At 65.5% G+C, this 22,983-nt stretch carries 19 protein-coding genes; 9 read left to right on the top strand and 10 right to left on the bottom strand.

Annotated elements, in window-relative coordinates; translation table 11 throughout:
- Positions 1-90: 90 nt before the first annotated feature.
- From HBF25_RS15050 to pilG, 7 genes are all read right to left on the bottom strand, one after another.
- Positions 91-561, bottom strand: coding sequence for a chemotaxis protein CheW (locus tag HBF25_RS15050; RefSeq protein ID WP_166949809.1), 471 nt, complete (start codon positions 559-561; stop codon positions 91-93).
- The gene (locus tag HBF25_RS15045; protein ID WP_166949807.1) at positions 558-2,219 is read right to left on the bottom strand and encodes a chemotaxis protein CheB; all 1,662 of its coding nucleotides are present in this window, start codon (positions 2,217-2,219) and stop codon (positions 558-560) included. Before HBF25_RS15045 ends, HBF25_RS15050 begins: the two co-directional genes overlap by 4 nt.
- A complete protein-coding gene (locus tag HBF25_RS15040; RefSeq protein WP_166949805.1) occupies positions 2,212-8,202 on the bottom strand; it encodes an Hpt domain-containing protein in 5,991 nt (1,996 codons plus the stop codon). Before HBF25_RS15040 ends, HBF25_RS15045 begins: the two co-directional genes overlap by 8 nt.
- A gap of 5 nt (positions 8,203-8,207) precedes the next feature.
- Positions 8,208-10,241, bottom strand: a complete 2,034-nt coding sequence (locus HBF25_RS15035) for a methyl-accepting chemotaxis protein (protein WP_166949804.1) — start codon at positions 10,239-10,241, stop codon at positions 8,208-8,210.
- Between the two features lie 111 nt (positions 10,242-10,352).
- The gene (locus HBF25_RS15030; protein WP_166949802.1) at positions 10,353-10,898 is read right to left on the bottom strand and encodes a chemotaxis protein CheW; all 546 of its coding nucleotides are present in this window, start codon (positions 10,896-10,898) and stop codon (positions 10,353-10,355) included.
- Positions 10,899-10,905: 7 nt separating this feature from the next.
- The gene (locus HBF25_RS15025; protein WP_166949801.1) at positions 10,906-11,280 is read right to left on the bottom strand and encodes a response regulator; all 375 of its coding nucleotides are present in this window, start codon (positions 11,278-11,280) and stop codon (positions 10,906-10,908) included.
- Between the two features lie 39 nt (positions 11,281-11,319).
- The gene (pilG, locus tag HBF25_RS15020; RefSeq protein ID WP_166950074.1) at positions 11,320-11,676 is read right to left on the bottom strand and encodes a twitching motility response regulator PilG; all 357 of its coding nucleotides are present in this window, start codon (positions 11,674-11,676) and stop codon (positions 11,320-11,322) included.
- A gap of 278 nt (positions 11,677-11,954) precedes the next feature.
- Between pilG and gshB the strand changes: the two genes are divergently transcribed.
- The gene (gene gshB, locus HBF25_RS15015) at positions 11,955-12,893 is read left to right on the top strand and encodes a glutathione synthase (RefSeq protein WP_166949799.1); all 939 of its coding nucleotides are present in this window, start codon (positions 11,955-11,957) and stop codon (positions 12,891-12,893) included.
- Positions 12,893-13,753: an energy transducer TonB gene (locus HBF25_RS15010; RefSeq protein ID WP_166949797.1), complete on the top strand. Its 861-nt coding sequence runs from the start codon at positions 12,893-12,895 to the stop codon at positions 13,751-13,753. The genes gshB and HBF25_RS15010 overlap by 1 nt, the downstream gene beginning before the upstream one ends.
- A 160-nt stretch (positions 13,754-13,913) precedes the next feature.
- Here HBF25_RS15010 and HBF25_RS15005 read toward each other — a convergent pair whose 3' ends face one another.
- Complete coding sequence (locus HBF25_RS15005) at positions 13,914-14,246, bottom strand: hypothetical protein (RefSeq protein ID WP_208392610.1); 333 nt, start codon at positions 14,244-14,246, stop codon at positions 13,914-13,916.
- 91 nt (positions 14,247-14,337) lie between these two features.
- Here HBF25_RS15005 and HBF25_RS15000 point away from each other — a divergent pair, with 91 nt between their 5' ends.
- From HBF25_RS15000 to HBF25_RS14980, 5 genes are all read left to right on the top strand, one after another.
- Positions 14,338-14,904 (top strand): YqgE/AlgH family protein, encoded by a 567-nt coding sequence (locus HBF25_RS15000; protein ID WP_166949795.1) that lies wholly within the window; start codon positions 14,338-14,340, stop codon positions 14,902-14,904.
- Between the two features lie 3 nt (positions 14,905-14,907).
- Complete coding sequence (ruvX, locus tag HBF25_RS14995) at positions 14,908-15,327, top strand: Holliday junction resolvase RuvX (protein ID WP_166949793.1); 420 nt, start codon at positions 14,908-14,910, stop codon at positions 15,325-15,327.
- 28 nt (positions 15,328-15,355) lie between these two features.
- On the top strand, positions 15,356-16,282 hold the full coding sequence (locus HBF25_RS14990; protein ID WP_166949791.1) for an aspartate carbamoyltransferase catalytic subunit: 927 nt from the start codon (positions 15,356-15,358) through the stop codon (positions 16,280-16,282).
- Positions 16,283-16,570: 288 nt separating this feature from the next.
- Positions 16,571-18,322 (top strand): hypothetical protein, encoded by a 1,752-nt coding sequence (locus tag HBF25_RS14985; RefSeq protein ID WP_341778089.1) that lies wholly within the window; start codon positions 16,571-16,573, stop codon positions 18,320-18,322.
- Between the two features lie 302 nt (positions 18,323-18,624).
- Positions 18,625-18,990 (top strand): BON domain-containing protein, encoded by a 366-nt coding sequence (locus HBF25_RS14980; protein ID WP_166949790.1) that lies wholly within the window; start codon positions 18,625-18,627, stop codon positions 18,988-18,990.
- 218 nt (positions 18,991-19,208) lie between these two features.
- Here HBF25_RS14980 and HBF25_RS14975 read toward each other — a convergent pair whose 3' ends face one another.
- Entirely contained in the window at positions 19,209-20,372 is a 1,164-nt protein-coding gene (locus HBF25_RS14975) for a PilT/PilU family type 4a pilus ATPase (protein WP_166949788.1), read from the bottom strand.
- Between the two features lie 40 nt (positions 20,373-20,412).
- A complete protein-coding gene (locus HBF25_RS14970) occupies positions 20,413-21,450 on the bottom strand; it encodes a type IV pilus twitching motility protein PilT (protein ID WP_166949786.1) in 1,038 nt (345 codons plus the stop codon).
- Between the two features lie 115 nt (positions 21,451-21,565).
- On the opposite strand from HBF25_RS14970, the gene proC reads away from it, so the two are divergent.
- Complete coding sequence (proC, locus tag HBF25_RS14965) at positions 21,566-22,390, top strand: pyrroline-5-carboxylate reductase (RefSeq protein ID WP_166949784.1); 825 nt, start codon at positions 21,566-21,568, stop codon at positions 22,388-22,390.
- Positions 22,387-22,962: a YggT family protein gene (locus HBF25_RS14960; protein WP_166949782.1), complete on the top strand. Its 576-nt coding sequence runs from the start codon at positions 22,387-22,389 to the stop codon at positions 22,960-22,962. The genes proC and HBF25_RS14960 overlap by 4 nt, the downstream gene beginning before the upstream one ends.
- Positions 22,963-22,983: the final 21 nt, after the last annotated feature.

Raw genomic sequence — 22,983 nt, 5'->3', positions numbered from 1 at the left:
CCAGGGAAAGCGGCCAGAATAGCGCGTCGCGCCCCCCGACGACAGTGCGGGGGACTTTGCGAAGCTTCTGTGTCCGGCCGAATTCGCCCCTCAGGCGGGCTCCGTAGCCCCGGCCAGGGCGGCCTCGATGGCTTCGAGGTCCGGGATGACGGCCATGTCGTCACGCACCAGCACCCGGGCACGAACGCCGAAAGGCAGGTCGTTGCCGTCGTGCGTGGGCAGCAGCAGCTCTGCGTTGAGCGTCGTCAGGCGGGGAAAACCGTGGGTCAGCACGGCCACGTAGGGCATGTCCGGGCGCTGGCCGATGGCCTTGAGCACCGCAACGCGGGTGGCCTGCGCCTGGCTGTCCTCCGGCAGGGCGGCCACATGGTCGAAGCTGACCAGCGGAATGCGCCAGCCGCGCCATTCGATGACACCGTGCATCCACGCGGGGGCGCCGGGCGCCGGCTCCACCCCTGCCAGGGTAATGACTTCGGCTACGGCCGCATTCGGCAGCAGCAGGCGGATGCCACCGCTGGGAATCAGCACGCAACGGATTTCGCGGGGAAGCGGCTCACTCATGGCAATTCCTCGATCAGCTTGCGTGCAAGGGTGGAGACGTCGCCCGCGAAACCGGCCACGCGCTCTTCCCGGACTCCCGCCACCATCTGGCCGTAATCGTCTTCGACCGGAATGGTCTCGACCCACACGCGGCCACCCGCATCGTAGATGGCCTGCGCACCCGCCACGGCATCATTGCCACGACCGGCGAACACGATCGCCAGTGCATCCTTGCCGAAACTGCCGGCGACGCTGCTGAGCACGCCGTCGATCGACGGGCCCGTCGCCAGGTGATCGGCACTGACCGTTACGCTGCCGTCGCGCCGTATCTGCACGTGCTCGCCACGTGCAACCACAAGCACATCACCGTGCGACACATGCGTGCCGTGCGTCGCAACCCGGCCCCTGCCCAGTCCGGCCACAAGCTGTGCGCTTTCACCGTCGTGATGGACCACCACAAGCAGGACAGCGGGAAGCCCCTTCGGAAGCGCGGAAAGAAACGCTGCGACCGCCGACACGCTTTCGGTGGCACCCGCAAGCGCCACGATGCGACGGACGGCCCGGGCGTTTTCGTCGAGGAACATCTCGTGCACGTAATCGCCCTGCCGCGCCGTGGGTGCCACGGCCTCTTCCATCGACATCAGTTCAAGGGTCAGGCCAGGGCGGATATCCACGCTGCCGTCATCCACAACGTCATGGGCCAGGAATTCGACGGCGCTCAGGGTTTCGATACCGAATTCGGCGGCATCCGGTCGCGGCTCGGCAGGATGGGCGGTAACGGCATCGTGGTCTACCAGGTCCCATTCCGGGACCGGGGGCGGAACATACTCGGTAGAGCGGCCTTCGATCTGCACCGATGAAGCCGCGGTGTCGTCCGGAGCGTCCAGCGTAAGTGCGGAGAGGTCAAACTGGCGGCTCTCCACCGGCGCCGTCGCCGGTAACTCGTCGATCAGTTCGAAGGACGATAATCCCAGCGACGCCAGCTCGCTGAGCTCGACCGGCGCCGACGGAACCTCTTCAAGCGACTCGTGGCCCGGCAACGACAGCTCGCCGTCGGCCAGCAAGGCTTCCAGCTCGGCGGCAAGGTGGCTGGTATCGCCGCCAGGCGCGTCATCATCCATCGAAAGAGGCGTGGCGAAATCCGGCTCGTCCACGAGAGCGCCAGTCACCAACGAGGGCTCCCTGAAGTCTCCGGATTCGCCGGGGTAACCGTGACTGCCAATGATGGCCAGATCATCCGTTACCGACGCCGTGAAGACGCCCTCGGCCGACGCGGGCGGTGTGGCGACGGCGTCGACGCGCGGCTCGATCGAGCGCGCATCCTCGGGCCGGGGCGGATCGAGCACCATGCCACCCACGAGCTTGGCCGCCAGGTGCCTGGCCCAGCGTGCACGATCCCAGCCGCTCAGCCGCCGGCTGACGTCCGCATCGTTGAACACCAGCCTCGGGTGGCCGCTTTCGACCGTGTCGTAGAGGCGATCCAGGTCGTCGTCACCCGGGTTGTCCAGGTCGATTACCACGACATCGGGCGAGGCCCCCACCAGTTCGGCCGGTGCGAACGAGGCCAGGTCGGAGGCATAGACGATGCTGGCACCATGCTCCAACAGGGCATCGCGCAGATGCGCGGAAAGCGTCGCATCGTCGAAAAGCAGTGCGACAGCCGTTCCACGCTCAGCCATGACGCCCTCCGAGGAGTTCGTTGATCTGCACGATGAGGTCGCCTTCCTGGTAGGGCTTGCCGATGTAGCGCGCCACGCCGATATCAAACGCACGCTGGCGATGCTTGTCGCCCGTACGCGAGGTGATCATCACGATAGGTACGCCGGAGAGGCGGTCTTCTGCCTTCATCTGTGTCGCCAGCTCGTAGCCATCCATGCGCGGCATCTCGATGTCGAGCAACATCAGGTCGGGAACGCGTTCGTTGAGTTTCTCCAGCGCGTCCACGCCATCCTTCGCGGTCATCACCTCGAAGCCATGACGTTCAAGCACACGGCCGGTGACCTTGCGCATGGTGATGGAATCGTCCACCACCATCACCAGCGGCTTGACGCGGATTTCGTCCTGCGCACGCGGCGCATGCGGCAGTTCGGCTTCGGCTTCGAATGCACGGCGGGCCACGCCATGGCGCACCAGCGGTGCCAGATCGAGAATCACCAGCACCGAGCCGTCGCCCATGATCGTCGCGCCGAGGATGCCTGGCACCGAACTTACCTGCGGGCCCACCGGCTTGACCACGATTTCGCGCGAGCCGAGCACGGCATCCACGCGCACGGCTGCCCGCAGGTCGCCCGCGCGCACCATCAGCAGCGGAATTTCGCCTTCTTCCGACGACGAAATGGTGTGCAGGCCCAGCAACTGAGGCAGATCGTGGATGGCATGGTCTTCGCCGGCATATTCAAATACCGACTCATCGTCCGCCATGCGATGCGCAAGCTCGTTCGGCTCCACCTGCGATACGCCATGCACAGAGGTCATGGGAATGGCGAAACTGGTTTCGCCGATGCGTACGATGAGCGCCTGGGTCACCGCCAGGGTGAACGGCAGGCGCATCACGAAGGTGGTGCCCTGCCCCTTCTGCGACTCGATGTCGAGCGTGCCGCCAAGCTGCTTGATCTCGTTGGCCACCACGTCCATGCCCACGCCGCGACCGGCGACCTGGGTCACCTTTTCGGCCGTGGAGAAACCCGGTACCTGGATCAGGCGATACAGCTGCTCGTCGGAAACACGGGTATCGGCTCGCAGCAAACCGCGCTCGACGGCTTTTTCGCGGATGGCATCGCGGTCCATGCCTGCGCCGTCGTCGGACAGGCGCACGACGATCTCTGTTGCTTCACGGGCAACCTGGATGCGGACGGTGCCTTCGGGCGACTTGCCGGCCGCTTCGCGAGCCCCTGGTGTCTCGATGCCATGGGCGACCGCGTTGCGCAGCATGTGCTCGAAGGGCGCCTTGATGCGCTCAAGCATGTTGCGGTCCATTTCGCCGTTGGCGCCTTCGACCACCAGCTGGGCGCGCTTGCCCACATCGCCTGCCACCTGGCGCAGTGTGCGGCGCAGGTTGGGCACCATTGCATCGAAGGGCAGCATGCGGGTCTGCATGAGGCCTTCCTGAAGCTCGGCGTTCACGCGTTGCTGCTGGAGCAGGAGGTTTTCCGACTGCCGGGTCAGGTCGTCGAGAATCGTCTGCAGCGACACCAGGTCGGATACCGATTCGGCGAGTGCACGCGAGTACTGCTGCAACTGCGAGAAGCGATCCAGTTCGAGAGGATCGAATGCGGAGGAACCGCTGTCCCGGTGTTCCTGGTGATAGCGCGCGATGATCTGCGCCTCGGTTTCGATTTCCAGCATGCGCAGCTGGCTGCGCAGGCGGTCCACGGTCTGCTCGTGTTCGGTGAGCGCCGTGCGGAAACTCGCCGTCTGCTGCTCCAGGCGTGCGCGATAGATCGACACTTCGCCCGCATGGTTCACCAGCGTGTCGAGCATGTCAGCGCGCACGCGGATCTGTTCCTGCGAACCACGCTGGAGATCCTCTTCCTCGAACTCGGGGAGAAGGTCCGGCAGGTCGCGCATGGGCGCAGGCGGCATCGCGGCGATGCGTTCGTCGCGGTAACTTTCCGCCGTGACGGTGTCAGGCGCGATAGGCGCACCGGCCAGACGGGCGAACGGTTCGATGTCCGCGTCGGCCAGTGCAATGGGACGGCCCTGGGCAATGGATTGCACCATGCCGTGCAGGCGGTCGAAACCGCCCTCGGTGGCTTCGATGGCGGCGCGATCGCTCTCGCGCTGGCCTGCGGCTACCGCGTCAAGCAGGGTTTCCATGGCATGGGCGAGATCGCCTACCGCGGCCATGCCTGCCATGCGTGCGCTGCCTTTGAGCGTGTGCAGGTCTCGCTGCAGGGAGGCGACGTGGTCGGGCTGTTGCGGATCGGCACGCCAGGCAGCCAGTGCGCCGTCGGCGTGGTCGAGGATTTCCCGCCCTTCCTCGACAAACACTTCGAGCAGGTCAGGATCGATATCCGCATAAGGCGACACCCCGCTCTCTGTAGGAGCCGACCTCGTCGGCGACTCCTGCGGAGCGGAATGTTCTGTCTCGTCGATATCTTCCGGCGGTGAGGTGCCGTGGTCGCCGACGAGGTCGGCTCCTACAAAAGCGGGTGTCGTCTCTTCGGTATCTTCCGGCGGTGAGGCATCGTGGTCGCCGACGAGGTCGGCTCCTACAAAAGCGGGTGTCGTCTCTTCGGTATCTTCCGGCGGCGAGGTGCCATGGTCGCCGACGAGGTCGGCTCCTACAAGAACGGGTGCCGTTTCTTCGGTATTTTCGGGTGGCGTGACCTCGCTGTCGCCGACAAGGGGCGCGATGGACGTTGCCGTGTCGAGCTTGTGCCACTCGTCGGCTTGTGCCGGATCGTAGGCGAGGATGGGTTTCAGCTCGCCTTCCGGGCGATCTTCCGCGAAATCATCACCCAGGCTGGCAATGAAATCGGCGGTGAGGTCGCCCTCTTCCACGACCGGCTGCAACGGCGGCAGGTCGATGGGCGGCAGATCTTCGTCGCGATGCGCCAGTTCATCGGCAAGTTGCGCCGTGAGTTCGTCATCCTGCGCTTCGGGCGCAACAACGTCGCTCACGTCCTCGTCGTAAAGCGAAGGATCCGGCTCGTAAAGAATATGAGCCACCGTCGCTTCCGGCTGTTCGTCGCGCAACGCCGCGATACGGGTCGCCAGCGCGGACACATCGGGAACCGGTGCTTGCGGCGTATCGAACAACGCCATCACGTGGTCGACGAGATCGGCCGCTTCGGCCAGCACCTGCACACCATCGCGGCGCAGCGGATGACCCGAAGCGCGCACGCGCTTGACCAGGCCCTCGAGCGGGGCAAGTACCTGGATCAGCAGCGGGATATCGACCATGCCGATGGCGCCATGCAAGGTATGCACGGCGCGCAACAGCGCATCGTCGATCAGCAGTTCGCCATGGCCTGCCTTTGCAAGGTTCGTACGGATCACGGCCAGGTACTGCGCCACTTCCGTACGCAGGATATCCAGCAGCACGGCATCCACCGGCGGCAACGCCGGCTCGGGGAACGACGGCTCCGACACAACAGGCTCTTCCGCCTGCACCTGTCCATAGGACGCAAAGGCAGCAACGGGAACGGCTGCAATGGTGTCGCGCGGTACGCGGCGCTTCACACGCGTGCGCACGGTATGCACGGAATGCTTCGCGACTTCCTCGACGAAGGCGTTGTCGCCCATCGCAAGACGATCCGCGGTTTCCATGATGGCGGCAATCGGCGCCTCGGGGGCACCGGCACCTTCCAGCGCGGCCTTCAGTTCGGGCAACGCATCGATCGCATGGCGGACCAGCGCCTGCACACCCTCGTGCGGGGCAATGCTGCCCTCCAGCACGCGGTTGAGCATGTTTTCGACCTTCCAGGCGAATTCACCCAGAAGACGCGCGCCGACCAGTCGGCCTGACCCCTTCAGTGTGTGGAACGAACGCCGGATCGGCGTCAGGGCCTGGAGTTTCTCCGGTTCCTGCTCCCACTGCGCGAATGCCGCGCGAAGGTTGTCGATTTCCTCCTGGGTTTCTTCCAGGAAAATTTCGCGAATCTCTTCGTCGATGCCATCGATGGTGATCTGGAATCCGGCGAACTCGGCCATGCCATGGCCACCGACTTCCTGCTCGACCTCTTCCTCCACCTCGACCCAGTCCTCTTCCGGCGCATCCGCCACGAGAGGCGCTTCGGGCGGATGACTGGATACCGGCGACGGCGCACCAGCCATCGCCTCGACCTCTTCGTCGGTCGGCGGCTCGTCGATCAGGTCGAAGCTGTCGGCAAAACTGGATACCGTCTCGCCTTCGTCCACGCTGGTGGACGGCACGGCGATATGCTCGATGGCAGCGGACTCGATGTCTTCCAGCGCTTGCGCGCCCAGCTCCGTGACCGGCTCCTGCGATGGCAGGGGCCAGTAGCCGAGTTCGGCAAGACTCTGCTGCGTGACGTCGAGGATGTGTTCCAGGCCACCGCGGTGTTCGCGCGCGGCTTCGAGGTAATACTCCAATGCAGCCAGGGCATCGGCGAGGCGGTCCATCTGCGTGCTGTTCGGCACGCGGCGGTCGCCCAGCAGTTCGCGATGGATGAACAGGCCGATGCCGTCGGCCAGCTCTGCCGGCCGGTTGGCACCCAGCATGCGCAGGGCACCGCCGATTTCCGCCATCAGGTCGGGGGTGCCTTCCAGCTCGCCATGTGACCACGACGACTCGACGAAGGCGACGATGGCATCCTTCACCTTCGATGTATTCGCCGTGGCCTCGCGCATCAGGGTGGCGAGAATCTGGCGGGCCTCGCTGCGCGGAAGGGGCGACGAACCGCCCTCGCCCACCAGTGCTTCGCCTTCGGCACCCAGACGGTCGATGTGATCGTCGAGCGATGCTTCCACATAGAGCAAGGCGCCCGCGACATCGAGCAGGGACTCCTCGTCCGGCGCACGCACGCCAGCGGCGATTTCACCGAGGATACGGCGCTGCTCGCCCACGACGCGACGCGGAACGCCCAGCGCCAGCATGCCCAGGGTGTCACCGACACGCTCAAGCACGTCTACCTGCTGGCCAAGCTGACCCGGGTCGCTGTCGGACCGGCGCAGGAACAGATCCAGTGCTTCCTTCACCCGAAGCAGGTCTTCCTTGATGGCACCTGACACGGTATCGAGCAGGGCGCGATTGTGACCCGACATCGAACCACGGGCATGTTCCAGTTCCGCTTCGCGCGGCAGCAGGCCGTCGAGGCGATAGGTGCGGCGCAGTTCGTCGATCCGGTCGCTGCCCGAGCTTGCCTGGGCCACGTAATAAAGCAGTTTGCGCGCGAGATCGTCGGCGTCGCCACCCAGCAGGGCATCTTCACCGCGATCGAGCAGTTCGCGGATGGAGCGATCGACACGGCCGATCAGCTGGCGCACGTCCTTCTCATGACCGCGCAATACGCCGCGCTCCAGGCCTTCGAGCACGCCGGCGGCAATCCACCACAGGCGACGACCCGGCACCGAATAGCAACGTGCGGCGATGCTGTCGAGCGTGGCGCGCATGCCGAGCAGCTGGCGTTCGCCCCCCTGTCCACGGAACCAGGCCAGCAACTGCTGTTGGAAACGCACGCGCAGTTCGGCGATCTCACCGCGGGCCCCTTCGGCCATGGCGCGATCGTCGGCACCCGGCGCGCCGGTCGGCAGCACGGCATCGAGGTTCGGCGTGAACAGCACGGACTCGTGCAGCAGCTGTTCGCCACGGCTGGCACGCAGATCATTGAGCAGCGGCAGCAGGACGACGGGCACGTCGCGATGACCGCTTTGCAGGCGCTCCAGGTAATCGGGCATCTGCATCATGCCGCGCATGAGCGCCGCATAGGCCTCGTCGCGCTGGGCCACATCGCCGTCGATGAGCGCGGCCACCAGGGCCTCCATCTCACCCACGACCATGGCCGCGCCGTACAGCTCCACCATGCGCAGCGTGCCGTGCACCTGGTGCAGGTCGGCCGCGCAGGTGTGCATCACGTAGGTATCGCGCGGGTCCTCGACATAGGATTCGAGGGCCTGGCGCGCCTTGGCCAGGGCGTCGTCCAGTTCCGCCTTGACCCAGTGCAGCGTGGTGAATTCGTTGTGGTCTTGAAGTCTCACTGCGATCAGCCCGGCAGCTTGAAGTTCGCGACGGACAGGCGAAGGTCGTTCGCCAGCTGTGCCAGGTTACCGATCGATTCGGCTGTCTGGCTCGCGCCCAGCGAAGTCTGTGACGTGATCTCCTGGATCACGTTCATCGTCGCCGACGTATCCGTCGCCGCCGCCGACTGCTGGCGTGCCGCCGCGGAAATGTTCTGAATCAGTGCCGACAGGTCGTTCGACACGCGTTCGATATCGCCCAGTGCCGTGCCCGCGTCCTCGGCCAGACGGGCACCGGCCACCACTTCGGCGGTGGTCTGCTCCATCGAGCTCACCGCTTCGTTGGTATCGGACTGAATGGTCTGCACCAGGGTCTCGATGCGCTTGGTCGCGCTTGCGGAGCGTTCCGCGAGGCGCTGCACTTCGTCCGCCACCACCGCGAAGCCGCGACCGGCCTCACCGGCCGAGGCGGCCTGGATGGCCGCGTTCAGCGCGAGGATGTTGGTCTGCTCGGCGATGTCGTTGATGAGTTCCACGATGGAGCCGATTTCCTGCGACGACTCGCCCAGGCGCTTGATGCGCTTGGAGGTTTCCTGGATCTGGTCGCGGATGGAGTCCATGCCCTGGATGGTTTCGCGCACCACTTCGGCACCGCGTGACGCGATCTGCACCGAGCGCTGCGCCACGTCGGCCGATTCCGCGGAATCCTTCGACACCGTATCCATCGAGGTCGCGATCTGGTTGATCGCCGAGGTGGCGGAGGTGATCTGCTGCGCCTGCTGCTCGGCCGCGTCGGCCAGGTGCATCGCGGTGGCCTGGGTTTCCTGGGCCGCCGCCGACACGCGCACGGCGGTCTCGTTGATGGTGGTGACGAGGTTGCGCATCTCGTCCACCGCGGAGTTCATGGCGTCCGCGATGGCACCCGTGATGTCCTCGGTCACCGTGGCCTTGATGGTCAGGTCGCCTTCGGCGAGCGTGCCCATCTCGTCCAGCAGCCGCATGATCGCGACCTGGTTACGCTGGTTGAGTTCGGAGGTGGTCTCGAAACGGCGACGCTGGTCGCGCACGAGGTTGTAGACGAGCAGCAGCGCGAAGAGCACGGCGCCGATGGCACCCAGCAGGCCCCACCACACATTCGGAAACAGGCGGGTGAGCGGCAGCCTGGCGATCTGGTCGGCCGCTTCGTTCGCGCGCAACAGCACGGTTTGCGAATCGAGGGAGGCCTGGTTGCCGGCGCGCTTGACGTCCTGGAGGTTGGGCGAGGCGGCCACGAGCTGGGTTACCGGATCCACCAGTTCCGCCCACGAACCTTGCATGCCGTCGAGGATCTTGTGCGCGTTGGTGTCGCCGATGGCGCGCACGCCGCCGTCCGGGTTACCGTCGATGAGACCCTTCAGCACCGAGCCGTAGAGCTGGGCGTCGCGCGAGAGGCCATCCGCCGCCGACTGCGATGCATCGCCACCCTGCAGGATCTCCTGCACGCGGCGGATCATGCGGTCGGCCATGAGCATCCAGCGCGCCAGGGTGAAGGTCTGCTCCACCGAGGCATTCTTCTGCTGGACGATATTCATCACCTCGTCCGCGCGGGCGTTCAGCAGTGGCATCTGCTTGGCGAACAGGTCGGCACGCTCCCCGGAGGAGAGCACCAGGTCCTTGTTGTTCAGGATCTTGCCGATGTCCGCATCGAGCTGGTGCCAGGCATTGGCCAGGTTGCCGATGGTGCGGCCCGACTGCGTGGCGTTGTCGTCGGCGTAGGCCGGCATGCCTGTCTTGATATCGCCCTTCACCAGGCGCTGCACCGCCGAATCGATGGTGTTGCGGGTGGCGGCCAGCTCGCGGAAGGAGTCGCGGTTGCCATCGGAGGCCTCCAGCGCGTACTTCGCGGTCTGCTGCGACAACACCTGCACCTGCGTGGTGAGCGCAATGGCCTCGCGATCCTCGCCGTTCTTGTTGTTGAGCCACCAGAAGTCGACCGACGCCAGGCCGATCGCCAGCAGCAGGAACACGATGACGATCGTGTACCCGCGTTCCCGGCCTGCGCCGCTTGCTGTCGTACTCATAACCACCACCTCACGCAAACCTGGCCAGACGAAGCGGCCCGACAGGGGCCACCTCCCGCGTTCCTGTAACAGCCCGGCCACACGGCCGTGCCGCCCCCCACCTGGGACGCCCTAGAGCGCCGCCTGCCGGAAATCCGGCGCACGAACCAGACGGCTCATGCTGAATAGCCCGAACGATTGCTCGCCGAGCTGGATATTCCCGGAGACAAACCGCGCCACGCGCGGATCGGTCTCCTGTTCGCCCTCGTCGCGACGACCTTCGTCCATGGTCCGCTGGCCGAACACTTCGTCCACCAGCAGGCCCACCGTGCCGCCGTGCTGGCGGACCAGCAGCAGGCGCGCACGCTCCGAAGACGGCGTGCGCTCGTCGAAAAGGAAGCGCCCGAGGTCGATCGCCGGCACGAGATTGCCACGCACGTTCGCCACGCCCATCAGCCACGGCTGGGTGCCGGGCACGTTGGTCAGCGGTGGCACCGCGAGCAGTTCGTTGATCTCGTCGATGCCGCTCACGAAATGGCGACGCCCCACGCGAAAGCCGATGCCGCGCCACAGGCCCGTGTCCTCCACCTGTTCGGGCGTGCCGGCCGCATGGGCCACGCAGGCGCGCTCGTAGTAGGCGAGGAGCTCGAAGGGGGTAAGTGCCGCGTTCTCGCTCATGGTGTCCTCAGTGCGTGCGCTGCGAGAGCAACCCGTTGATGGTCGAGAGCAATTCCTTCTCGTTCACCGGCTTGGTGATGAAGGCCTTGGCGCCCTGGCGCAGCCCCCATACCCGGTCGGTTTCCATCGACTTGGTGGTGATCATCACCACCGGTACGTCGGCCGTGGCCGGGTCCCGGCTCAGGGTGCGCGTAGCCTGGAAGCCATTCATGCCGGGCATGATGACGTCCATGATGACGAGGTCGGGCTTGCTCGAACGGATGCGGTCGATGCCGGCTTCGGCATTGTCCACGCTTGAAACGGAGAAACCCGCCTTTTCGAGCAGCGTGGTGAACACGCGGACGTCGGTGGGCGAGTCGTCGATAATCAGGATGTTTGCCACTCGTCCCCCTGGACGTGGTTGCATGACATTGAAGTGGGATCAGTTGGCCGTTGCGTAGCGATGGATCGCGCCGAGCAGCTCGTCGCGGGTGAACGGCTTGGTGAGGTACTGCTCGGCGCCGACGATGCGCCCCCGGGCCTTGTCGAACAGGCCGTCCTTGGAAGACAGCATGATCACGGGCGTACCCCGGAACTGGGCATTGTTCTTGATGAGCGCGCAGGTCTGGTAGCCGTCCAGGCGCGGCATCATGATGTCCACGAAGATGATGTTGGGCTTCTGGTCGGAAATCTTCGCCAGGGCCTCGAAGCCGTCGACCGCGGTCAGCACATCGCAGCCTTCCTTCTTCAGCAGGGTCTCGGCCGTGCGTCGGATGGTTTTCGAATCGTCGATGACCATGACCTTCAAGCCGGTCAGGTCGGTACCACGTTCGTTGTCGTTCACTACGCCCCCGTACCACACCAAAAAACCGCAATCCCGCCGCAGCATAGCCGGTCGTCGCCGGTCATTTCGTGCGCCAGGTCGAAAGTCCGGGGTCGCAAGACCCCGCGGGACCACTCTGGTGGCGGTCCTTGGGTCCGCTGTTTAAAGGTTGGGTCGGGTGGCGTCAAGGAGAATTGTTCTTAAACCGGGCCGCCCCAACTAAACTGCCCGTCTTCACGAATCGGACCTCCGCCATGTCCCTGACCGTCGCCGTCCTGATGGACCCCATCCGCGCCATCAAGATCGCCAAGGATTCCACCTTCGCCATGTTGCTGGAGGCCACGCGCCGCGGCCACACCCTTTTCTACATGGAGCAGGGCGACCTGGCGTTGCGCGGAGGCGAGGCCTGGGCCCGCTTGCGCCCGCTCACGGTGAAGGAAGACCCGGCCAGTTGGTTCACCCTGGGCGAGGCCGAGTGGCGCCGCCTGGGCGAGATCGACGTGGTGCTGGCCCGCAAGGATCCCCCGGTGGACGAGCAGTTCATCTACGACACCATGGTGCTGGAGGCCGCCCAGAAAGCCGGCTGCAACGTGGTGAACGACCCGCGCAGCCTGCGCGACTGCAACGAGAAGCTGTTCGCCCTGCAGTTCCCCCAGTGCATCACGCCGACCCTGGTCTCGCGCGACCGCGGCGAGCTGAAGGCTTTCGTGGCCGAGCATGGTGAGGCGGTGCTCAAGCCGCTGGACGGCATGGGCGGCCGCGGGATCTTCCGGGTGAAGGCCGGCGACAGCAACCTCAACTCCATGCTTGAGACCCTGCTCGACGGCAACCGTCATTTCGCCATCGCACAGAAATACATCCCCGAGATCACCAAGGGCGACAAGCGCATCCTGCTGATCGACGGCGAGCCGGTGCCGTATGCGCTGGCCCGTATTCCGCAGGGAGACGAGTTTCGCGGCAACCTCGCCGCGGGTGGCCGCGGCGAAGGCATCCCTCTTTCGGAGCGCGACCGCTGGATCGCCGCCCAGGTGGCGCCCGAACTGCGCCGCCGCGGCCTGCGCTTCGTGGGGCTCGACGTGATCGGCGACTACCTGACCGAGATCAACGTCACATCTCCGACCTGCATCCGCGAACTGGACGCCCAGTTCGGCATTAACATCGCGGGGTTGCTCTTCGACGCGATCGAGGCCTGATGACCACCCGCACCACCGGCGCCGACCTCTTCGGCGCCACGCTGCTGTTCTCGCTGCTGTTGCACGGTGTCGTCATCCTCGGCATCACCTTCGAGGCGGAGAAGCCCAAGCCCAGCCTGCCGACGCTGGACGTCACCCTCGTGGACGTCGCCAACGCCGAGCAGCCGGACAAGGCCGACTTCCTCGCCCAGGCCAGCAACAGCGGCGGCGGTGAACACGACAAGGCGCGGCGTCCCGCGGAGCCGGTGTCCGGCCCGTTGCCCACGCCCAACCGGGGCGTGACGCCGGAGCCGAAGGAAGCCCAGGCCCCGGCCCCGCACGAAAGCTCGCCGACGCAGCTGCTCACCACGTCGGGTGAATCGGCCTTTGCCGTAGATACCCACAAGGAGCGCAGCGAGCAGGCGCCTCAGCCCTTGCCGGTGTCGGACGAAGAGGTGCAGCGCAAGCTGGAGATGGCGAAGCTCGCCGCCGAGGTGCGCGACCAGTCCGAGGCGTATGCCAAGCGACCGAAAAAGAAATTCATTTCGTCCAATACGCGTGAATACGCCTACGCGGCCTACATGAAGGGCTGGGTGGGTCGCGTGGAGCGCGTGGGCAACCTCAACTACCCCGACGAAGCCCGGCGGCAGGGGGTGTATGGGGAGCTGGTGCTGACGGTGGGGCTCAGCCGGGATGGCTCGATCAAGAGCATCGACGTGATCAAGAGTTCGGGCCACAAGCTGCTGGACGATGCCGCCCAGCGCATCGTCCGGCTATCGGCGCCCTTCCCTGCGCTGCCTGCCGACAAGAGCCGGGTGGATGAGCTGTACATCACCCGTACCTGGCAGTTTTTGCCGGGGAATGTGCTCAAGAATTATTGATGGGTGCGGCCCCTCGGGCCGGTCGCGCGCGAGGCGCGCTCCTACACGGATTCCGCTTCGGGCCGGTCGCGCCCCTACAAAATCACCCTGTAGGAGCGCGCCTCGCGCGCGACCGGTCCAAGCGACACCCGGCACGACCGGCACCACCGCTACGCCCCCCCTACCTGCCGCCAGGCAACAACTGATCCGCCTCACTCACGTACGCCTTCTTCGCCGCCCGGTCCCACACGCACAACTCGCGGCCCGGCGCACCCTTCATATGCTTCTGCGGATACGTCCCCGCCAGCACCAGCGCCGTCACCGGTACCCGGTCGTCGTACTGGATCGTGCCGCCCACGGGCTTCACATCCTTCAGCCCGCTGGCCGCCACGCAGGCATCCACCACCGTGCGTTCATATGCCGTCCATGCCGCCGGTGACGACGCCTGCGCCATGGCGGGCGCCAGCACGACGCAAACGGCAAGAAAACCCTTCCCAAACATCATGTTTCGCATGAATGTGCCTCCTTTTGACCATGGGCACACCCTACGCGAAGCGGCCTGAATCCCGGCGCACGCCAGCGCCCTTAGCGGCTACAATGGCCCCATGACCAACGCCAGCACATTCGCGGGACAATTCCTCATCGCGATGCCCTCGCTCACCGAGGCGCCGTTCGCACGCGGCGTGGCCTTCCTGTGTCAGCACGGCGAAGACGGCGCGGTCGGCCTGCTCATCAACCAGATCTCCGAATACCGACTGGGCGATGTACTGGCCCAGATGAAACTGCACTGCGAAGATCTCGAGATCGCCGACTACCCGGTTCTCATCGGCGGCCCCGTGCAGCAGGAGCGCGGCTTCGTGCTGCATCGCGAACACGGTCACTGGGATTCCAGCTACCGGGTCAACAAGGACTGGTCCGTCACCACCTCCCGCGACATCCTCGTGGCCATGGCCAAGGGCGAAGGCCCGCGCCGTGCCGTGGTCACGCTGGGCTACTCCGGCTGGGATGCCGGCCAGCTGGAACAGGAGGTCATGGACAACGCGTGGCTCACCACCCGCGCCGACGAGCACATCGTCTTCGATACCCCCATCGACGAACGCTGGCATGCCGCCACGCGCACGATGGGCGTGCACGATCCCTTCCAGCTTACCGGCTACGCCGGTCACGCCTGACCCATGAGCTGTCTGTTCGGATTCGACGTCGGCACCAAAATCGTCGGCGTTGCCGTCGGCAACCGGCTCACCGGCACGGCCCGCGCACTTGCCGCGATTCCCGTCCGTGATGGCCAGCCCGACTGGCAGGCCCTCGATGCCCTGCGCACCGACTGGCTGCCCGAAGAACTCGTGGTGGGCCTGCCGCTCGACAACGACGGCAAGGAGCAACCGATGACGCGCACCGCGCGCCGGTTCGCCCAGCGCCTTACGGATCGCTACAAGCTTCCGGTCGTGTTCACCGACGAGCGCATGAGCTCGCAGGAAGCCGCGCGCCGCTTCGCCGCCGGCCGCGCCGCCGGCACACGCAAACGTTCCGATGCGAAATCCATCGACGCCGAGGCTGCCGCCGTCATCCTCGAGTCGTACCTCATCCAAGAATGATCCGTTCCACCTCCCGCTTGAGGAAGTCATGTCACATCGCCTGCGCCACCTGACCACCCTCGAGAACCTTCCGCGCGAAGCCGTCGAACGCATCCTCGACCGTGCCAACAGCATGCGCGACGCCACCGCGCACGGCACGCGCAAGCTCGACCTGCTTGCCGGCCGCACGGTGCTCAACCTGTTCTTCGAGCCCTCCACGCGCACACGCACCTCGTTCGAACTGGCTGCACGCCGGCTGGGCGCCGACGTCATCAACTTCGACATCGGCCTGTCTTCCACCAGCAAGGGCGAAGAACTCTTCGACACCCTGCACACGCTGGAAGCCATGCACCTGGACGCGATCATCGTGCGCCACAAGGTATCGGGCACGCCGGAAGAACTGGTCAAGCATGCGATGAGCGGCGTCTCCGTGGTCAATGCCGGCGACGGCAACCGTGCGCATCCCACGCAGGGCCTGCTCGACGCGCTCACCATCCGCAACCATCACCCCGACATGCGCAAGGTCAAGGTCGCCATCTGCGGTGACGTGCGCCACTCGCGCGTAGCGCGCTCCGATGTGCATGTGCTGACCGCCCTTGGCGCCAAGGACATCCGCATCGTGGGCCCGGCATCCCTCCTGCCACCCGAGGGCGAGCTGAAGGGTGTCACGTATCACGAGAATTTCGACGAAGCCATCGAGGGCGTGGATGCCGTCATCATGCTGCGCCTGCAGAAGGAGCGCATGGCGTCCACCGACCTGCCCGACGAAGCCGCCTACTTCGAGCGCTACGGCCTCGATACCCGCCGCCTCGCCCGTGCCGCCAGGGGCTGCCTGGTGATGCACCCCGGCCCCATCAACCGTGGCATCGAGATCGCCACCGACGTGGCCGACGGCGCCCAGTCGCGCATCCTTGAGCAGGTTGGCAATGGCGTGTTCGTGCGCATGGCGGTACTGGCGGAAGTCATGGGCAGGTAGAAGGCACCTGGCCTCTACCCCTTCCCAACACACAACGAACCACGCCCCCTGTAGGAGCGCGCCTCGCGCGCGACCACCAGTTGATGAGGTAAATCACCCGGTGCCCTCTCGCATGACCGGTCGCGCGCAAGGCGCGCTCCTACACGAGCATGTGTACCCCTGGACGGTTCTTGCCTAAAACGGGTAGCGACTGAACAAGGATCCCCGCGCGTCCGGTGGAGGCGCCAATCCGCCTGCGCTCTCCGGCATAATGGCCGGACCAAGGGACCAACCTGAACAACGGGATACATGATGCGACCGACGAAGCGACTTCTCGCCCTCGGCATCGCCAGCGTGCTGCTGGCGGCCTGCGGCCATAAGGACAAGGATGCACCGCTGGCTTTCGTGCCGGCCGACACGCCCTACGTGGTAGGCACCCTCGACAAGCTCGACGATGACGCCTACGGCGCCATCATGGCCCAGGCCAACAGCGAGCTGCCGGGCCAGGTCACCCAGATGAAGTCGTTCGCCCAGGATCTCGAAGCCAAGGGCAACAAGGACGGTGCCAACCTCCTGCGCGCCTTCGCCGCCGAGTTCGACGGCAAGTCCGCCGAGGACGCCGTGAAGAACATGGGCCTCGACATCAAGACGGGCTCGGCTATCTACGGCCTCGGCCTGGCTCCGGTCCTGCGCGTGTCGCTGGCCGACACGGCCGCATGGGACGCCTTCGTGGGTCGTCTCGAAACCGCTTACGGCAAGAAGCTCGACACCGCCGATGCCGGTGGCCAGTCGTACCGCCACGTCACCCTGTCCGATTCCGGCATCCAGCTGGTGATCGCCACGGTGGGCAAGCAGGCCGTCGCCACGCTGCTCCCGGCCGACGCCGGCCAGCCGCAGATCCGTCAGGCGCTGGGCGCCGATCGTCCCGAGAAGAACATCCAGGACGACGGCCGTCTCACCGACCTCGCCAAGGACAAGGGCTACAAGGATTACGTGGTCGGCCAGATCGACTTCACCCGCCTGCTGCCGCTGGTCGCCGGTGGCAAGGACCCGCTGTTCTCCACCTTCGTCAAGCAGCAGGCGAAGAAGACCGGCGAGCCGGAGCCGCAGATCCCGGCTTCCTGCCAGACCGAAGCCACCCGCATCGCCGCGCGCGTGCCGTCGCTCAGCTTCGGCTACACCCGCCTCGACACCAAGCACCAGGACCAGCGCGTCGACGTGGCCCTGGCCGACGACATCACCAAGGCCTTCTCGGGCCTGAAGGTGGAGCTGCCGGGCCTGGGCACCGATGCCACCGCACCGTTCGACATCAGCCTCGCGCTGCCGGTCGAGCAGATCCGCACGTTCTTCACCTCGCAGGCCGAAGCCGTTGCCGCCAAGCCGTTCGAATGCCCGGCCTTCGCCAGCATGAACGACAGCTACGCCAAGCTCGGCCAGACCATGCAGCAGGCTGCCATCCCGCCGTTCGGCGACGTCCGCGGCATCCGCATCGTGCTCGACTCGTTCAAGCCGGCTGTTCCGCCCGCCCAGCTCCCGGCCGTCACCGGTCGCATCGTGCTCGGCACGCGTAACCCGGCCGGTCTCGTCGCCATGGCTCAGGCCGTGCTCGGCGGCGACTTCAAGCTGGCCGCCGACGGCAAGCCCACCGCCCTGCCGCAGAACGTCACCGCCTCGTTCGGCATGCCGGCCTGGGCCGCCATGAGCAACCAGGCCGTGGCCATCGGCGTGGGCGAAGGCGAAGACGCCAAGCTCGACGACGTGCTCAAGGCCACCACGGGCGATGCCGGCCGCGTGAGCCGCCTGCACCTCAATGGCGACATGTACCGTTCGTGGGTCGACGTGATGGCCGAAAAGGCCCAGACGTACGCCAGCGCAATGAACGATGCCGCCAAGGCCGACGACGCTCCGGAAGACCAGTCCTCCGCCGCGAACGCCGCCAACCGCTCCAAGGCCCAGTTCGATGCGATGAAGGCCCAGGCCGCCCGCGTGCAGCAGGTGTCCGGCGAAGCCCACATCGAAGACAAGGGCCTCGTGTTCACCGGTTCGGTGGAATACAAGTAAGCCGCTTTCTGCCTGAAATGCAGAGCTTTGAGAGGGCGCCCATGGGCGCCCTCTTTCTTTACCTGCCATGTAGGAGCGCGCCTTGCGCGCGACCGGGTTGTCGCGATGACCGGTCGCGCGCAAGGCGCGCTCCTACATGGCATGTCCTGTTATCGGTACGGTGCGCACCCACAAAACTGAACAACGTGCTGCGATGGCGACAGATCGTTCACGGATGCGCTGGTTCCATAGCTACCGCGACTACGGTAGCCACATCGTGTGGCCCCGCTCGCCAACCTCATTGTGCGTAAAGGAGTTCACCCATGAACCATGCCAACCTCCGCAAGGCCCTGTTTGCTGCCGCCCTCGTCGCCGGTCTCGGCACGGTCCCGTTCGCGCAGGTGTATGCCCAGGACTCCGCCGCTGCCGCTTCCAAGGGCGACAACCAGACGGTCGCCGGCAAGGCTGACGATACCTGGATCACCACCAAGGTGAAGTCCGAGTTTGCCGCCAACAAGAGCGTCAAGGGCAGCGATATCTCCGTGAGCACCACCGAAGGCGTCGTGACGCTGACCGGCACCGTTGCCACGGCGAAGGAAAAGAGCCACGCCGAGGCGATCGCCAAGAAGATCAAGGGCGTGAAGAGCGTCGATGCCAGCGGCCTGACCGTGTCGGCTGCGGCCAAGTAATAAGAAATACAGTTGGTGATCGACTTGAGGGCGCCCTTGCGGCGCCCTTTTTTTCGGCCTTTTTTTGTAGGAGCGCGCCTTGCGCGCGACCGGGGTTGTCGCAATAACCGGTCGCGCGCAAGGCGCGCTCCTACAGGGTCATATGGTCAACGGCGAAGGCAGAGGTCGAGGCAGGGCCAGGGTCAACGGCGAAGGCAGAGGTCGAGGCGGGGCCAGGGTCAGCGGCGGAGGATGCCGCCGAAGCCGTTACGGTCGTCGGTTTTCTCAATTTCCACGCCTTCGAGGCCCTGCGACAGGGTGTGTGCGTCGCCGCCCTGGGCGAGCTTGATGCGTAGGCGCACCTCGTTCGTGCTGTCGGCGTGGCGTAGCGCATCTTCGTAGCTGATCTCGCCTGCGTGATACAGCTCGACCAGGCTCTGGTCGAACGTGCGCATGCCCAGCTGGTTGGAGTCGCGCATCAGTTCCTTCAGCTTGTGCACCTCACCCTGGCGGATGTAGTCCTGCGCCAGCGGCGTGCCCAGCAGCACCTCGACCGCCACGCGACGCGCCTTGCCGTCCGGCGTGGGAATCAGCTGCTGGGCCACGATGCCCTTGAGGTTCAGCGAAAGATCCATGAACAATTGCTGGCGACGGTCTTCCGGGAAGAAATGCAGGATGCGGTCCAGTGCCTGGTTGGCATTGTTCGCATGCAGCGTGCACAGGCAAAGGTGGCCGGTTTCCGAGAAGTTGATCGCGTGCTCCATCGTCTCGCGCGTGCGCACTTCGCCGATCATGATCACGTCGGGGGCCTGGCGCAGGGTGTTCTTGAGCGCGTTCTCCCAGCTATCGGTATCGATGCCCAGCTCGCGCTGCGTGATGATGCAGCCCTCGTGCCGGTGCACGTATTCGATGGGATCCTCGATGGTGATGATGTGACCGGTGGAATTCTGGTTGCGATAGCCGATCATCGCGGCCAGCGAGGTCGACTTACCGGTACCCGTACCGCCCACGAAGATGATGATGCCGCGCTTGGTCATCGCCAGCTGTTTCACGATCGGCGGCAGGCTCAGCTCGTCCACGGTGGGGATCTTCGACTCGATCCTTCGCAGCACCATGCCCACGCAGTTGCGCTGGTAGAAGCACGACACGCGGAAACGGCCGATACCCGAGGCACTGATCGCGAACTGGCATTCGTGGGTTTTCTCAAACTCCTCGCGCTGGTTGGGGGTCATCACGTTGAGCACCATGTCGCGTGCCTGCTGCGCGGACAAAGGACTCTGGGTGATGGGCACGATACGCCCCTGCACCTTCATGGAAGGCGCGACGCCGGCGGTGATGAACAGGTCGGAGGCCTGTTTGTGCACCATCAGCTTGAGGAAGGAGGTGAAATCGAAGTCGCTCATGGCTTGGGCACGGCTCGGGGGTGGGGAGGACGACTTCCGCTCAGCGGAAGGCTTCCTTGTTTTTCGCGTACATCGCGCCTTCCTGGCGTGTGATGAGACCGCGCTTCACCAGGTCCAGCAGGTTCTGGTCGAGGGTCTGCATGCCGTACTGCTGGCCGGTCTGGATGGCGGAGTACATCTGCGCCACCTTGTCTTCGCGAATGAGGTTGCGGATGGCCGGGATGCCTACCATGATCTCGTGCGCCGCCAGGCGACCGCCGCCCACTTTCTTCAGCAGTGACTGCGAGATGACCGCGCGCAGCGACTCGGAAAGCATGGAGCGCACCATGGGCTTCTCGCCCGCCGGAAACACGTCGATGATACGGTCGATGGTCTTGGCGGCCGACGAGGTATGCAGGGTGCCGAACACCAGATGGCCCGTTTCCGCGGCGGTAAGCGCCAGGCGGATGGTTTCCAGGTCGCGCAATTCGCCCACCAGGATGTAATCCGGATCTTCGCGCAGCGCGGAACGCAGCGCCTCGTTGAAACCGTGGGTGTCGCGGTGCACTTCGCGCTGGTTGACGAGGCACTTCTGCGAGGTGTGCACGAATTCGATCGGGTCCTCCACGGTGAGGAGGTGGCCGTATTCGGTCTTGTTGATGTGATCGACCATGGCCGCCAGGGTGGTCGACTTGCCCGAGCCCGTGGGCCCGGTGACCAGGATCAGGCCCTGGGGCTGCTCGATCAGCTCGCGGAAGATACGCGGTGCGCCCAGGTCTTCCAGGGTGAGCACTTCGGACGGAATGGTACGAAACACGCCGCCGGCACCACGGTTGTGGTTGAAGGCGTTGACGCGGAAGCGGGCCAGGCCGGGGATTTCGAACGAGAAATCGACCTCAAGGAATTCCTCATAGTCACGCCGCTGCTTGTCCGACATGATGTCGTAGATCAGCGCGTGGACCTGCTTGTGCTCCAGCGCGGGGATGTTGATGCGGCGCACGTCGCCGTCCACGCGGATCATCGGCGGGAGACCGGCAGAAAGGTGCAGGTCGGAGGCCTTGTTCTTCACGGAGAAGGCAAGGAGTTCGGCGATGTCCATCGGTGTCCCCTATCTTGAAGGGGCATAGGTAAGCATGCCCGGGGGTCGGCGGCAAGGCGCGGGGCATATATGCTTTGCCCAATGTGAAAAGCGTCTCGAACGGAGCACACCCACCATGAATCGGATCGCCTTCATCGGCGGCGGCAATATGGCCCAGGCCCTCATCGCGGGGATGATCCGCCATGGCGCCCAGCCCGGCGGCATCGCCGTGGCCGAACCGCGCGCAGAAGCCCTCCAGGAGCTTTCGCGGGAGTACGGGGTCGCCACCTACACCGACAATCTCGACGCGGCCGAGGGAGCCTCCATCCTCGTCCTGGCCGTGAAACCGCAGGTCATGGCCGAGGTCTGTCGGGCGCTGCGCCCGGTGGTGCAGAAATACCGCCCGGTGGTGATCTCCATCGCCGCGGGCATCCGCATCGCCCAGTTGGAGCGCTGGCTGGATGCCGCCCTGCCGGTGGTCCGCTGCATGCCGAATACGCCCGCCATGTACGGTGCGGGGGCTACCGGCCTCTACGCCAATGCCCGGGTCAGCGCGCCGCAACGTGCCGAGGCCCAGCATGTGCTCGATGCCGCCGGGCTCACCGTCTGGGTGCCTGACGAAGACCAGCTGGACATCGTGACGGCCATCTCCGGCTCCGGCCCGGCCTATTTCTTCCTCATGGTCGAGGCGCTGGAGAACGCGGCCTTCGCCCAGGGCATGTCGCGGGAGACCGCGCAGGCCCTTGCCGCGCAGACGGCGCTGGGCGCCGGCCGTATGCTGGTGGAGAGCGGCGAGACGGCAGCCACCCTGCGCAAGCGGGTCACCTCGCCCAACGGCACCACCCAGGCCGCCCTGGAGAGTTTCCAGGTTGACCATTTTCCCGCCGTCGTGGCGCGTGCCGTGGACGCGGCCCGCCAGCGTGGCGTTGAACTCTCCGAATCCATGGAATCGAACACGTGAATTACCTGACCAACGCCGGCGCCCTGATCCTGCAGTTTGCCTTCGGCGCCCTAGTGACCCTGTTCGTGCTGCGCATCCTCGCCGAGGCCTGCCGTGCGGACTTCCACAACCCGATCTGCCAGTTCATCTACCGCTTCACCAATCCGGTGCTGCGTCCGCTGCGCAAGGCGCTGCCGAACTTCCGCCGGATCAACACCGGCGCCCTGGTGATCGCGCTGGTGCTGGAATGCGTGAAGGTACTGCTGGTGCTTGCCCTGGGCGGCATCCCGCTCGCGCCGGTCGGCATCCTCGTGATGGGTTTTGCCGAATTGCTCGATTTCTTCCTGCTGACCTGGATCGTGATCGTCTTCGCGTGGTCGCTGATGAGCATGTTTTCGAGCGATCGCTACCACCCGGTAGCGCGCCTGCTGTCAAGCCTGGCCGAGCCGCTGGTGCGCCCGCTGCGTGGGCGCATGACCATCGGCGGGCTGGATTTCTCACCGACGGTGGTGCTGCTGGGGTTGTTCCTGGCGCGCATCCTGGTGGCACAGCCGATCCTCGACCTGGGCGGCCGGCTGGTGCTGGCGGGTTGATGCGAGCGGGCGTTCGCCTGG

It is taken from the genome of Luteibacter anthropi (assembly GCF_011759365.1).
GTDB classification, from domain to species: domain Bacteria; phylum Pseudomonadota; class Gammaproteobacteria; order Xanthomonadales; family Rhodanobacteraceae; genus Luteibacter; species Luteibacter anthropi.
The sequence above is the reverse complement of the archived record's forward strand: the minus strand, read 5'-3'. Positions and strand labels throughout refer to the sequence as shown.

What these genes read in the sequence shown, in the direction of transcription:
- proC (WP_166949784.1), top strand. Translation starts at nt 21,566, where the DNA reads ATGAATCGGATCGCCTTCATCGGCGGCGGCAATATGGCCCAGGCCCTC.
- HBF25_RS14975 (WP_166949788.1), bottom strand. Translation starts at nt 20,372, where the DNA reads ATGAGCGACTTCGATTTCACCTCCTTCCTCAAGCTGATGGTGCACAAA.
- HBF25_RS15000 (WP_166949795.1), top strand. Translation starts at nt 14,338, where the DNA reads ATGACCAACGCCAGCACATTCGCGGGACAATTCCTCATCGCGATGCCC.
- gshB (WP_166949799.1), top strand. Translation starts at nt 11,955, where the DNA reads ATGTCCCTGACCGTCGCCGTCCTGATGGACCCCATCCGCGCCATCAAG.
- pilG (WP_166950074.1), bottom strand. Translation starts at nt 11,676, where the DNA reads ATGGTCATCGACGATTCGAAAACCATCCGACGCACGGCCGAGACCCTG.
- HBF25_RS15030 (WP_166949802.1), bottom strand. Translation starts at nt 10,898, where the DNA reads ATGAGCGAGAACGCGGCACTTACCCCCTTCGAGCTCCTCGCCTACTAC.
- HBF25_RS15005 (WP_208392610.1), bottom strand. Translation starts at nt 14,246, where the DNA reads ATGCGAAACATGATGTTTGGGAAGGGTTTTCTTGCCGTTTGCGTCGTG.
- HBF25_RS15045 (WP_166949807.1), bottom strand. Translation starts at nt 2,219, where the DNA reads ATGGCTGAGCGTGGAACGGCTGTCGCACTGCTTTTCGACGATGCGACG.
- HBF25_RS15035 (WP_166949804.1), bottom strand. Translation starts at nt 10,241, where the DNA reads ATGAGTACGACAGCAAGCGGCGCAGGCCGGGAACGCGGGTACACGATC.
- HBF25_RS14985 (WP_341778089.1), top strand. Translation starts at nt 16,571, where the DNA reads ATGATGCGACCGACGAAGCGACTTCTCGCCCTCGGCATCGCCAGCGTG.
- HBF25_RS15010 (WP_166949797.1), top strand. Translation starts at nt 12,893, where the DNA reads ATGACCACCCGCACCACCGGCGCCGACCTCTTCGGCGCCACGCTGCTG.
- ruvX (WP_166949793.1), top strand. Translation starts at nt 14,908, where the DNA reads ATGAGCTGTCTGTTCGGATTCGACGTCGGCACCAAAATCGTCGGCGTT.
- HBF25_RS14980 (WP_166949790.1), top strand. Translation starts at nt 18,625, where the DNA reads ATGAACCATGCCAACCTCCGCAAGGCCCTGTTTGCTGCCGCCCTCGTC.
- HBF25_RS14970 (WP_166949786.1), bottom strand. Translation starts at nt 21,450, where the DNA reads ATGGACATCGCCGAACTCCTTGCCTTCTCCGTGAAGAACAAGGCCTCC.
- HBF25_RS15050 (WP_166949809.1), bottom strand. Translation starts at nt 561, where the DNA reads ATGAGTGAGCCGCTTCCCCGCGAAATCCGTTGCGTGCTGATTCCCAGC.
- HBF25_RS14990 (WP_166949791.1), top strand. Translation starts at nt 15,356, where the DNA reads ATGTCACATCGCCTGCGCCACCTGACCACCCTCGAGAACCTTCCGCGC.